Source organism: Streptomyces luteolifulvus, from assembly GCF_008806595.1.
GTDB lineage: Bacteria > Actinomycetota > Actinomycetes > Streptomycetales > Streptomycetaceae > Streptomyces > Streptomyces luteolifulvus.
Genome location: NZ_VZRB01000005.1, coordinates 192600 through 205234 on the forward strand (window position 1 = coordinate 192600; position 12635 = coordinate 205234).

Annotated in this window: 9 protein-coding genes; 4 read left to right on the plus strand and 5 right to left on the minus strand. The window is 70.8% G+C overall.

The genetic code is table 11. From position 1 onward, the window contains the following. The first annotated feature begins 21 nt into the window (after positions 1 to 21). Complete coding sequence (gene adhE / locus F7R91_RS09735; protein WP_150946615.1) at positions 22 to 2700, plus strand: bifunctional acetaldehyde-CoA/alcohol dehydrogenase; 2679 nt, start codon at positions 22 to 24, stop codon at positions 2698 to 2700. Between the two features lie 107 nt (positions 2701 to 2807). Beyond that, positions 2808 to 3272: a pyridoxamine 5'-phosphate oxidase family protein gene (locus tag F7R91_RS09740; RefSeq protein ID WP_150946616.1), complete on the plus strand. Its 465-nt coding sequence runs from the start codon at positions 2808 to 2810 to the stop codon at positions 3270 to 3272. A 22-nt stretch (positions 3273 to 3294) separates the two neighbouring features. Here the strand turns inward: F7R91_RS09740 and F7R91_RS09745 are convergent, their stop codons facing one another. The 3 genes from F7R91_RS09745 to pflB form a co-directional block, all read right to left on the minus strand. Continuing rightward, positions 3295 to 5679, minus strand: a complete 2385-nt coding sequence (locus F7R91_RS09745) for a phosphoketolase family protein (RefSeq protein WP_150946618.1) — start codon at positions 5677 to 5679, stop codon at positions 3295 to 3297. 120 nt (positions 5680 to 5799) lie between these two features. Continuing rightward, positions 5800 to 6528 carry a pyruvate formate-lyase-activating protein gene (pflA, locus tag F7R91_RS09750; RefSeq protein ID WP_150946873.1) on the minus strand — a complete coding sequence of 243 codons (729 nt, stop codon included), beginning with the start codon at positions 6526 to 6528 and terminating at the stop codon, positions 5800 to 5802. Between the two features lie 5 nt (positions 6529 to 6533). Beyond that, positions 6534 to 8795: a formate C-acetyltransferase gene (pflB, locus tag F7R91_RS09755; RefSeq protein ID WP_150946620.1), complete on the minus strand. Its 2262-nt coding sequence runs from the start codon at positions 8793 to 8795 to the stop codon at positions 6534 to 6536. Positions 8796 to 9128: 333 nt separating this feature from the next. Here pflB and F7R91_RS09760 point away from each other — a divergent pair, with 333 nt between their 5' ends. Together F7R91_RS09760 and F7R91_RS09765 are read left to right on the plus strand one after the other, a co-directional pair. Continuing rightward, positions 9129 to 9590, plus strand: coding sequence for a cyclic nucleotide-binding domain-containing protein (locus F7R91_RS09760; protein WP_150946622.1), 462 nt, complete (start codon positions 9129 to 9131; stop codon positions 9588 to 9590). 18 nt (positions 9591 to 9608) lie between these two features. Next, complete coding sequence (locus F7R91_RS09765; protein ID WP_225320584.1) at positions 9609 to 10244, plus strand: CBS domain-containing protein; 636 nt, start codon at positions 9609 to 9611, stop codon at positions 10242 to 10244. A 1188-nt stretch (positions 10245 to 11432) separates the two neighbouring features. Here F7R91_RS09765 and F7R91_RS09770 read toward each other — a convergent pair. Beyond that, positions 11433 to 11789 carry an ArsR/SmtB family transcription factor gene (locus tag F7R91_RS09770; protein WP_150946624.1) on the minus strand — a complete coding sequence of 119 codons (357 nt, stop codon included), beginning with the start codon at positions 11787 to 11789 and terminating at the stop codon, positions 11433 to 11435. A gap of 118 nt (positions 11790 to 11907) precedes the next feature. Then, positions 11908 to 12360: an ATP-binding protein gene (locus tag F7R91_RS09775; RefSeq protein WP_150946626.1), complete on the minus strand. Its 453-nt coding sequence runs from the start codon at positions 12358 to 12360 to the stop codon at positions 11908 to 11910. Between the last annotated feature and the right edge of the window lie 275 nt (positions 12361 to 12635).

Consider the following 12635-nt stretch of genomic DNA (forward strand, 5'->3'; position numbering starts at 1 on the left):
CGACAACGGAGGCGCACCCCCATGACCCGACACGACGACGGTTCCGCGGTCACTGCCGGCCCCGACGCGCCGTCCGACATCGCCATGGCCGTGGACCAGCTGGTGGCGGCCGGTCTCAAAGCGCTCGCCGACTACGACACCCTCACCCAGGAGCAGATCGACCACATCGTGAAGAAGGCCTCGGTCGCCGCTCTCGACCAGCACACCGGGCTGGCGCTCCTGGCGGTGGAGGAGACCGGCCGCGGGGTCTTCGAGGACAAGGCGGCCAAGAACATGTTCGCCTGTGAGCACGTCACCCACAGCATGGGCCCGATGAGGACCGTGGGCGTCGTCGCCCGCGACGACATCGAGGACATGGTGGAGATCGCGGAACCGGTGGGGGTTGTCTGCGCGATCACCCCCGTCACCAATCCGACCTCCACCACGATCTTCAAGGCGCTGATGGCACTGAAGACACGCAATCCGGTCGTGTTCGCCTTCCACCCCTCCGCCCAGCGCTGCAGCACGGAGGCCGCCCGCATCGTGCGCGACGCCGCCGTCGCCGCGGGCGCGCCGGAGCACTGCGTGCAGTGGATCGAGACCCCGTCCGTCGAGGCGACCGGCACGCTCATGCGTCACCCCGGCGTCTCGCTGATCCTGGCGACCGGAGGAAACGCGATGGTCAAGGCCGCCTACTCGGCCGGAAAGCCGGCCCTCGGCGTCGGCGCGGGCAACGTGCCCGCGTATGTGCACAAGAGCGCCAAGCTGCGCCGGGCCGTCAACGACCTGGTGCTGTCGAAGTCCTTCGACAACGGCATGATCTGCGCGTCCGAGCAGGCCGTCATCCTGGACGAGGAGATCTACGACGCCGCCCTGACCGAATTCGCCGGGCTGCACGCCCACCTGGCGACTCCCGAGGAGAAGGCGAAGCTGGAGGAGTTCCTCTTCCCGGCCGGCAAGGCCCCGGGCGGCGGCTGCGAGCCCAAGGTCAACGCGGCGGCCGTCGGGCAGAGCGCCGAGTGGATCGCGCGGCAGGCTGGCTTCAGCGTGCCCGACGGCACCTCGCTGATCCTGGTGGAGGCCGGACACGTGGGCCCGGACGAGCCGTTGACCCGTGAGAAGCTCTGCCCCGTCCTGACCGTGCTGCGCGCCGAGTCCACACAGCGGGGCTTCGACCTGGCCGCCGACATGGTCGCCTTCCACGGGCAGGGGCACAGCGCCGTCATCCACACCGAGGAGCCCGGGCTCGCGGAGGCGTACGGCAAGCGCATGAAGACCGTGCGGGTGATCGTCAACGCGCCGTCCTCGCAGGGCGCCATCGGCGGCATCTACAACAGCCTGCTGCCGTCGCTGACGCTCGGCTGCGGTTCCTGGGGCAGCACGTCGGTGTCGAACAACGTGTCCGCCGCCCAGCTGCTGAACATCAAGCGGGTCTCCACCCGCCGCAACAACCTCCAGTGGTTCAAGGTGCCGCCCAAGATCTACTTCGAGCCGCAGGCCATCCGCTATCTGACGTCCATGCCGGACGTCCACCGCGTCACCGTGGTCACGGACGCGACGATGACCCGCCTCGGCTTCGTCGACCGCGTCACCCGTGTCCTTCAGCGCCGCCGCGAGCCGGTGACGATCCAGGTCATCGACAACGTCGAACCCGAGCCCAGCATCGACTCCGTCGAGCGCGGCGCCCGGCTGATGGGCGACTTCCGCCCGGACACGATCATCGCGCTGGGCGGCGGCTCGCCGATGGACGCGGCCAAGGTGATGTGGCTGCTGTACGAGCAGCACGCGCTCGGCAAGGACATCGACTTCGCGGACATGCGGCACAAGTTCTCCGACATCCGCAAGCGTGCCTTCCGCTTCCCGGTGCTCGGCAGCCTCGCCCGGCTCGTGTGCGTGCCGACGACGTCCGGCACCGGCGCCGAGGTCACGCCCTTCGCCGTCATCTCCGATCCCGCGAGCGGCAAGAAGTACCCGCTGGCCGACTACGCGCTCACCCCCAGCGTGGCCATCGTGGACCCGCTGCTGACCACCGCGCTGCCCCCGGCGCTGGCCGCCGACAGCGGCTTCGACGCCCTCACCCACGCCATCGAGGCGTATGTGTCGGTGTACGCCAACGACTTCACCGACGGCCTGGCGCTGCACGCGATACGGCTGATCTTCGACCACCTGGACGCCGCGGTGAACGACCGCGCGAACTCGCCCGAGGCGCGGGAGAAGATGCACAACGCCGGCACCATCGCGGGCATGGCCTTCGGCAACGCCTTCCTCGGCATCGTCCACGCCATGTCCCACACGCTCGGCGCCACCTTCCACATCGCACACGGGCGCACCAACGCGGTCCTGCTGCCGCATGTGATCCGCTACAACGGCACCGTCCCGACGAAGCTGACGGGCTGGCCCAAGTACGAGCACTACCGCGCGCCCGAGCGCTTCCAGGACATCGCCCGCGCCCTCGGTCTGCCCGCCGCCACCCCGCAGGAGGGCGTGGAGTCCCTCGCCGGTGCCGTGGAGCGGCTGCGCGACACCGCGGGCATCGAGCCGTCCTTCCGGGCTCTCGGGGTCGACGAGCGGACCTTCCTCGACGCACTTCCCCAGCAGGCACTCAACGCCTTCGAGGACCAGTGCGCGCCCGCCAACCCCCGTATGCCCGTGCTCGACGACATGCGGGACCTGATGCGCGCGGCCTACTACGGGCGGGACCAGGCCCCCGCCGCATCGTAGGGCCCAGCAGAGGTGTGCCAGGGCCGTTCGGCCCTGGCACACCATTGCTCCGGCGCGTTCCACTGGCCTGATCGGCAGCGAGCGACGAACCCCTTACGGAAGCATCCATGACCCTCGAAAACCTCCGGCCCCTCACGGCGGGACCACGCCAGAGCATCGAGCTCGGCAGCGACGAAGCCCTGCGGCTGCTGGGCAGCGTCTCCCTGGGCAGGGTCGTCTTCACCCAGCACGCCCTGCCGACCGTCCGCCCGGTCAACCACATCCTGGACGGCGGCGACATCGTCATCCGCACCCATGAGCGCGCGGCCCTGACCTCCCGCACCCGTCCGGCCGGCGGTCCGGGCGTGGTCGTCGCCTACGAGGCCGACGCCATCGACCCGGACACGCATCTCGGCTGGAGCGTGGTGGTCACCGGCTACGCCCATCTCGTGACCGATCCGCAGGAGCTGGCGCGTTACCGGGCCAGGCTGCACCCCTGGGTGGAGCAGTCGATGGACTACGCGATCCGTATCCGCCCCGACCTGATCACCGGGATCCGGCTCGTGGCGACCGATCAGCGCGCCAACGCCTGAACGGCTCCACGCCGAGGAAGGGTCAGCCGTCCCAGGTCCAGTCGGCGACCTCCGGCAGATCGACGCCGTGGACGCGGATCCAGTCGTGGTGGCGCTGCCGGGCGTCCTCCATCTCCTGGCGTACGGCGGCGGCGCGCACCGCGAGGCCGGGGACGCGGTCGATGACGTCCATGACCAGGCGGTAGCGGTCGAGGTCGTTGCTGACGACCATGTCGAACGGCGTGGTCGTGGTGCCGATCTCCTTGTAGCCGCGCACATGCAGGTTCCGGTGGCCGGTGCGCCGGTAGGCGAGACGGTGGATCAGCCACGGGTAGCCGTGGTAGGCGAAGATGACGGGCTTGTCCTGGGTGAACAGGCCGTCGTACTCGAAGTCGGTCATGCCGTGCGGGTGTTCCTCGCGCGGCATCAGCCGGGCGATGTCGACGACGTTGACGACACGGACGGCGAGTTCGGGCAGGTGACGGCGCAGCAGCTGGGCGGCCGCCAGGACCTCCTGGGTGGGTACGTCGCCGGCGCAGCCGAGCACCACGTCGGGTTCCCGGGTGCCGTCCTCGGTGCCGGCCCAGTCCCAGATACCGGCGCCCCGCGCGCAGTGGGCCTTGGCCTGATCCATGGACAGCCAGTCGTAGCAGGGCTGTTTGCCGGCGACGATCACATTGACGTAGTCCCGGCTGCGCAGTGCGTGATCGGCCACCGACAGCAGGGTGTTGGCGTCCGGCGGAAGATAGACGCGGACCGCCTCGGGGCTCTTGTTGAGGATGTGGTCGACGAAGCCGGGGTCCTGGTGCGAGAAGCCGTTGTGGTCCTGCCGCCACACATGCGAGGTCAGCAGGTAGTTGAGGGAGGCGACGGGGGCCCGCCAGGACAGGCGGCGGGTGGTGCGCAGCCACTTGATGTGCTGGTTGACCATGGAGTCGACGAGGTGCGCGAACGCCTCGTAGCAGGAGAACAGTCCGTGCCGGCCGGTCAGCAGGTATCCCTCCAGCCAGCCCTGGCAGGTGTGTTCGGACAGGATCTCCATCACCCGGCCGTGCCGGTCGAGGTGCTCGTCGACGTCCAGGGTCCCGGCCTGCCAGGCCTTGCCGCTGACCTGGTAGACGGCCTGCAGCCGGTTGGAGGCGGTCTCGTCGGGGCCGACGAGACGGAAGTCGCGCCGCTCGGTGGTGGCCCGCATGACGTCCTCGAGCATTCCGCCCAGCACCCGGGTGGGCTCGTGGAGTGTGGCGCCCGGCTTGTCGACCTCGACGGCGTGCCGCTCCAGCGGCGGCAGCGGCAGCTCACGCAGCAGCAGTCCGCCGTTGGCGTGCGGGGTGGCGCCGAGCCTTCGGTCTCCGGCGGGGACGCAGGCCAGCACCTGGGCGCGGGGGCGGCCGTGTTCGTCGAACAGTTCCTGCGGGCGGTACGAGCGCAGCCAGGCCTCCAGCTGCCGCAGGTGGTCGGCGTTGTCCCGGACGGCGGACAGCGGGACCTGGTGGGAGCGCCAGGTGCCTTCCACGGGCAGGCCGTCGACCTCGGCCGGGCCGGTCCATCCCTTCGGGGTGCGCAGCACGATCATCGGCCAGCGGGGGCGCTCGGTGGCGCCGTCCTCGCGGGCGGCCCGCTGGGCGGCGGCGATCCGGTCCAGGGCGGTGTCCATCGCGGCGGCCATCGCCCGGTGCACGGTCAGCGGGTCGTCGCCGGTCACATGGATCGGGTCGTGACCGTACCCCCTCATGAGGTCGTCGAGCTCTGCCTCGGGAAGCCGGGCGAGGACCGTCGGGTTGGCGATCTTGTATCCGTTGAGATGGAGGACCGGCAGGACGGCGCCGTCGTGCACGGGGTCGAGGAACTTGTTGGAGTGCCAGGAGGCGGCCAGCGGACCGGTCTCCGCCTCGCCGTCGCCGATGACACAGGTGACGAGGAGGCCGGGGTTGTCGAGGGCGGCACCGTAGGCGTGCGAGAGGGCGTAGCCCAGTTCGCCTCCCTCGTGGATCGACCCCGGTGTCTCGGGTGCCACATGGCTGGGCACGCCTCCGGGGAACGAGAACTGCCTGAAGAGACGGGCCATGCCGGCCTCGTCCTGGGTGAGGTCCGGATATGTCTCGGTGTACGAGCCCTCCAGCCAGGAGTTGGCCAGCACCGCCGGCCCGCCGTGGCCGGGGCCCCAGATGCACAGGGCGTCCAGGCCACGGGCCTTGATGACACGGTTGAGGTGGGTGTGCACGAGGTTCAGGCCCGGGGAGGTGCCCCAGTGGCCGAGCAGCCGCGGCTTGACGTGCTCCGGGCGCAGCGGCTCTTTGAGCAGGGGGTTGGCCATCAGGTAGATCTGGCCGACGGCCAGATAGTTCGCTGCGCGCCAGTGGGCGTCCAGCGTGCTCAGCTCGTCGTCGGTGAGCTGGACGGGCTCCTGCTGCGTGTCGACGGACATGGGAGAGATCCCTTCCGGATCGGGGTGCCGGTCTGAGCTGTGTGACGGTCCGTGTCTTCCACTCTCCGTCAGTCAGCCCGTTTCCCGACAGGGCCGACCGGGTCACTCCCCCGCGCGCGTTCAGACGGCGGTCAGCCCCTGCGCCCGGAACTGTTCCTGGACCCGCCGGACCAGCTCGGGCGCCGGGCTCCGGGTGTCCCGCAGCGGGAACGGGATACCGAGGGCCTCGTACTTCGGCGCGCCGAGCCGGTGGAAGGGCAGCACGTCCACCCGGTCGACGCTGCCCAGGCCCGCCAGGAACTTCGCCAGGCCGTCGATGGCTTCCGGGTCGTCCGTCCAGCCCGGGACCAGGACGTACCGGATCCACATGCGCACCCCGAGCCGGTCCAGGCGGGTGGCGAAATTCAGGGTGGGGGCCAGGTCGCCGCCGGTCAGTTTCCGGTAGGTGGCGACGTCGAAGGACTTGATGTCCAGCAGCACCAGATCGGTGTCGGCGAGGAGTTCGTCGGTGGCGCGGGCGCCCAGGAAGCCGGAGGTGTCCAGGGCGGTGTGCAGTCCGGCCTTCTTGCAGCGGCGCAGGACGGCACCGGTGAAGTCCGACTGGAGCAGCGGTTCGCCGCCCGTGACGGTGACCCCGCCCCCGGCCGCGGTGATGAAGCCGCGGTACTTCTCGATCTCGGCCATCACCTCGTCGACGGTCGCCTCGCGCCCGTCCCTCATGTGCCAGGTGTCGGGATTCGCGCAGTACAGGCAGCGCAGCGGGCAGCCGCTGACGAAGAGGACGAACCGGGTCCCGGGACCGTCCACGCCGGTGGACAGGTCCCAGGAGTGGATCCGGCCGGTGTCCATGGTGCTCACAGCGCTCCGTGGAAGGTACGGCTGATCACGTCGAGCTGCTGCTCCCGGGTCAGGCGGACGAAGTTCACCGCGTATCCGGAGACCCGGATGGTCAGCTCCGGGTACTTCTCCGGGTGCTGCATGGCGTCCTCCAGCGTGGCCCGGTCCAGGACGTTGACGTTCATGTGGAATCCGCCGGAGGCCGTGTAGGCGTCGAGGATGCCGACCAGGTTGCCCGCACGCTCGTCCGGGTGGTGCCCCAGACCCTCCGGGGTGATCGTCGTGGTCAGGGAGATGCCGTCGCGGGCGTGCTCGTACGGCAGCTTCGCGACCGACAGCGCGGCGGCTGCGACCCCGTGCCGGTCCCTGCCGTTCATCGGGTTGGCGCCCGGCGCGAAGGGCGCACCCGCGCGCCGGCCGTCGGGGGTGTTGCCGGTGTGCTTGCCGTAGACCACGTTGGAGGTGATGGTCAGCACCGACTGGGTGTGCTCGGCGTCGCGGTGGGCGGGGTGCCTGCGGACCTTCGCCATGAACGAGTCCACCAGCTCGGCGGCGAGCGCGTCGGCGCGGTCGTCGTTGTTGCCGTATGCCGGCCAGTCGCCCTCGGTCTCGTAGTCCACGGCCAGTCCCGTGGCGTCCCGGATGACCTTCACCCGGCCGTACCTGACGGCGGACAGACTGTCCGCGGCCACCGACAGACCGGCGATCCCGCATGCCATGAAGCGGTGCACGGGGTGATCGTGCAGGGCCATCTCCAGGCGCTCGTAGGCGTACTTGTCGTGCATGTAGTGGATCACATTGAGCGCGTTCACATAGGTGGCGGCCAGCCAGTCCAGCATCCGGTCGTACGCCGCCGTCAGCTCGTCGTAGTCCAGGTACTCGCCGGTCAGCGCGGGCATCGCGGGCGCGACCTGCTCGCCGGTCATCTCGTCCCGGCCGCCGTTGATCGCGTACAGCAGCGCCTTGGCCAGATTGACCCGCGCTCCGAAGAACTGCATCTGCCGGCCCACCGCCATCGCGGAGACACAGCAGGCGATCGCGGTGTCGTCGCCGGTGCGCGGGCGCAGCAGTTCGTCCGACTCGTACTGGAGGGCACTGGTGTCGATGGACACCCGGGCGCAGAAGTCCTTGAACCCGGCCGGCAGTCGCGGCGACCAGAGCACGGTCAGGTTGGGCTCCGGGGCGGGGCCGAGGTTGTACAGGGTCTGGAGGTAGCGGAAGGACGTGCGGGTGACGAGCGGGCGCCCGTCCTCACCGATGCCGCCGATGGACTCCGTCACCCAGGTCGGGTCGCCCGAGAACAGCGCGTCGTACTCGGGGGTGCGCAGGAACCGTACGATCCGCAGCTTGATCACGAAGTCGTCGACGAGCTCCTGCGCACGCGACTCGTCGACGGCGCCCTCGTCCAGGTCCCGCTGGAGATAGACGTCCAGGAACGTGGACGTGCGGCCCAGCGACATCGCGGCACCGTTCTGTTCCTTGACCGCCGCCAGGAAGCCCATGTACAGCCACTGCACCGCCTCGTGGGCGTTGGTGGCCGGGCGGGAGACGTCGCAGTGGTAGGTCGCCGCCATCCGGGTCAGCTCGCCCAACGCCCTGATCTGCTCGGCCAGTTCCTCCCGGTCGCGGATGACGTCCGCGGTGGAGGGCCGCGCGTCCAGCAGGGCCCGCTCGGCACGCTTCGCTGCGATCAGCCGGTCCGTGCCGTACAGCGCGACGCGCCGGTAGTCGCCGATGATCCGGCCGCGGCCGTACGCGTCCGGGAGCCCGGTGATGATGCCCGCCTTGCGGGCGGCCCGCATCTCGGGGGTGTACGCGTCGAAGACACCGTCGTTGTGGGTCTTGCGGTACGTCCCGAACACCCGGCTGACGAACGGGTCGGCCCGGTAGCCGTAGGCCTCCAGGCCGTTCTGCACCATCCGCAGACCGCCGTTGGGCATGATCGCCCGCCGGAGCGGGGCATCCGTCTGCAGACCGACGATCAGCTCCCGGTCACGGTCGATGTAGCCCGGCCGGTGCGAGGTGATCGTCGACGGGGTGCCCGGGTCGACGTCCAGGATTCCCTTGCGCCGCTCCTCGGGGAACAGGGAGCTGACCTTGCGCCAGACGGCGAGCGTGCGCTCGGTCGGGCCGGCCAGGAACGCCGCGCCGCCCTCGTAGGGCGTGTAGTTGGCCTGGATGAAGTCACGCACGTCGATGCGTTCCTGCCAGCGGGTGCCTGCGAAGCCTCGCCATGCCTCGGCCGCCCTGGTGGGGTCGGCCGTCACCGTTGCCGTCATCGCCAGTCTCTCCCTAGATCGGCACAGGATCTCTGCACTGTCGATGCTCGTCGCCCGCCGAGGTGACGGGCAGGGCCCGTCGGCGTACGGGTCGGGTGCCACGCGTCCCCTCCCGCGCGGGCCGTTCGGCCCCGGTGACCAGGGCGGCCGACCGAGGCGTTCGGGCGGCGGACGGCCAGGGTCCGTCGTGTGGGCCCAGGCGTGATCCGAACGACAGGCCCTGGGCGCGCCGTCGGTGCCGAAGGGCCCTCGCGGGGGACCGGGTGGCCCATGGCCCGGGGCGGCGGGCGGGCAGACGCTGGAAGCGGATGGTCCTAACCCCTGGAGACAGCCATGAACGTTTCCGTGACTCCGAACCTGCTCCGGTCGCTGTCCGCCGAGCACCGTTCCCGGCTGATGCGCATCGCACGAGAGGTCAACATCCCGCAAGGCACGCGCCTGTTCGAGGAGGGTGGGCGTGCCGACCGGTTCTGGATCGTGCGCAGTGGTTGCGTCGCCCTCGACATGCATGTGCCCGGACGCCGGTCACCGGTCATCGAGACCCTCGGTTTTGGTGACCTCGTCGGCTGGTCCTGGCTGTTCGAGCCGTACACCTGGCAGCTGGGCGCCGAGGCCGCCACACCGGTGCGCGCCCATGAGTTCGACGCCGTCGCCGTACGGATGATGTGCGCGGACGAACCTGAGTTCGCGCAGGCGATAGAGCACTGGGTGAGCCAGGTGCTGGCACACCGGCTCCAGGCGACCCGGACCCGTCTGCTGGACCTGTACGCCCCGTACGGCAGTGGCAGCAGGTAGCGACCCGAGGAGGCACTGATGTCCGAACCTTCGCATGCGCCACGCACGGTGAGCGATGTGATGACCCACACCGTCGTCGCCGTCGGCCGTGACGCCCCCTTCAAGGAACTCGTGGAGCTCATCGACCAGTGGAAGGTGAGCGCGCTGCCGGTCCTGGAGGGCGAGGGCCGTGTCGTCGGTGTGGTGTCCGAGGCCGATCTGCTGGCGAAGGAGGAGTTCCGCGGCCTCACCGGGCCGATGAGCGAACTGGCCGACCTGGTCAAGGCGGGAGCGGTGACCGCGGGCGAGCTGATGAGCAGTCCGGCCGTCACCGTGCACGCGGACGCCCCGCTCGCCGAAGCGGCCCGCATCATGGCGCGCCGCCGCGTCAAGCGGCTGCCTGTCGTCGACGCGGTGGGCATGCTGCAGGGTGTGGTCAGCCGCAGTGACCTGCTCAAGGTGTTCCTGCGGTCCGACGAGGAACTGGCCGACGAGATCCGCCGGACCGTCCTGGCCCGCGTACCGACCGCTTCGGCGGTGACGCTCGGCGTGACGGGCGGGGTGGCAACCCTGAGCGGAACCCTGCGCGACCGCGCACTCGTCCCGGTACTGGCCCAGGCGGTCCGCAGCATCGCAGGCGTGGTCGACGTCCGCTTCGACCTGTCCCATCCGTGAGCCCGGCAGCCGTGCGCGGCTGCGGCGCGCCGCTCTGACCCGCGCGTCCGCCCTGAGGGCGGGCGCGCGACGTCATGGGCTCCCTGGTGCGCACGAAGCCGGCGTGCGATCGCGGTGCGCCGAAGCGCCCGCGTGGCCGAGCCACGCGGGCGCTTCGTCGACGCGGCAACCACGCGCCAGGCTTCGTCACGGCGGAACGGTTATGCGGCAGGCGGGCACTGATCCGAGGGCTGCCGCCTTGCGCGGGGCGAGGGTCCCCGCGCGAGCGACGCCGAGCCCCCAATCGCAAGGCGCCGCGGGGCCCGCGCAGGAACGACGCTCGCGGTTCGGCAACACAGCAAGCACGCATACCAGGCGCCGCGCGGCCGACAGAATCCGGCAGGCAGGCCCTGACCCGCGGACGGCTGCCCTCGCCCTTCCGCAAGGCAGGGGCCCCGCGCGAGAGACGCCGTGCAAGCCGTCACCGCGACAGACCGCAATTTGGCAGGCAGGCCCCGATCCGACGGGCGGACGCCCTCGTCCCTCCGCAAAGCAGGGGCCCCCGCCAGAGACGCCGTACAAGGCGTCGCCGCGGCAGCGGCAAGTCGGCAAGCGGGCCCCAACCGAGGGCAGCCGCCGCGCCTCCCCCTGCGCGGAAGAGGGATCACGCGCAAGCCAAGCCTCGAAACCCCCTGCGACCGAGCCACCCGACTGGATCGACACCGCAGCCAGCGCGCCCGCACGCCGTCGCCGCGACAGACCGGAACTGGGCAGGCAAGCCCTGATCCGACGGGCGGACGCCCTCGTCCCTCCGCAAAGCAGGGGCCCCGCACCAGAGACGCCGTGCAAGCCGTCGCCGCGGCAAGCGGCAAATCGGCAAGCGGCCCTCAACCGAGGGCAACCGCCGCGCCTCCCCCTCCGGGGAAGAGGGATCACGCGCAAGCCAAGCCTCGAAACCCCCTGCGGCCGAACCACCCGACTGGATCGGCACCGCAGCCAGCGCGCCCGCACGCCGTCGCCGCGACAGACCGCGACTGGGCAGGCAGGCCCCGATCCGACGGGCGGACGCCCTCGCCTCTGAGCAGAGCAGGGCCCCGCGCGAGCGACGCCGAGCCCGCAATCGCAAGCCGCCGCGGCGCCCGCGTGGGCGGTACGCGGGCAGCGCGTGTGTCAGGCGTCGCGTGCGGTGGGGAAGTTGGCCGGCAGGAACTAGTCCGAGCGCTGCCGGCCCGTTTCGCCCTGTGCGGAGCGCAGGTCCGCCAGGAGTTCTGCCTGGCCGGCCAGCACCCCCGTCAGGATCGTGCGGGCGATCCTGAGGAGTTCGGCGACGTGGGGGCTGGTCAGGGAGTAGTACACGGTCGAGCCCTCCTTGCGGGAGACGACCAGGTTCGCGCGGCGCAGCACGGCCAGCTGCTGGGACAGGTGCGCGGGCTCGATGCCCACCTCGGGCAGCATCTCGGACACCGCGTGCTCGCGTTCGCTGAGCAGTTCCAGGACGCGGATGCGGGCCGGATGGCCGAGCGTTTTGAAGAACTCGGCCTTGAGCTGGTACAGGGGGGTACTCACCGGGGCGTCCCCTCACTCGTCACACGCATGGGGACCATCCTCGCCTGCGCCGCCGCCCGGACCGAATCGGCGGCCCGGAAATCCGACCGGGAGTCCGGCCGAAACAGGGCAGACCCGGTCACAGGGGCAGCGTGATCCAGATGCTCTTGCCCTCGCCGTCGGCGTCCGCCCGTACGACCGCGGTGCCACCGAGGCCATGCGTGAGTTCCATGACCGTCGCCAGTCCCCCGGCGCCCACGGCGGGGCCGTACAGCGTCGGCACGCGCGGGTCGCGGTCGTGCACGGCGAGCACCAGGCAGTCACCGCCGGAGGCGTAGATCACCGTCAGCTCCCCGGACGGCTCTGCGGCGTGCCGGACGCTGTTGGTGACCAGCTCGCAGAGGATCAGCAGGGCCGGACCGACCACGGGGTGGGTCAGGCCGATGCCCCACTCGGCGAGGGCGCGTTCCGCGGTCTGACGTGCCGTACGGACGGCGGACGGCGCCACCGGCAGCGTGAGCACATGGCGGTGCGGCAGTGGCGCCAGCCGTTCGGCCCAGCGCGCGGTTCCGCCGAAGGGGGAGCCGGTCATACGCCGGGCTCCTCGCCGACCGGGACCGCAGGGCCGTACAGCGGAACGGACACGCGAGCCCCCTCGACTCTGCTGCTGCGGACGCCCGCCAGGGGCACCAGGAGGCCGCGCCCGCGACTCCCGGCGGCAGGCACAGCCGCACCAGCATCCAGCGAGTTGCCAAATTTTGCAATTCGGCATCTGCCCGATACAGCATCTTCCCGGGGACGTACCTGGTGCGCGGTTCCCCGCCGGACGGTTACGGTGCTGGAACGGATCACCGTCCAGGTGCGAAA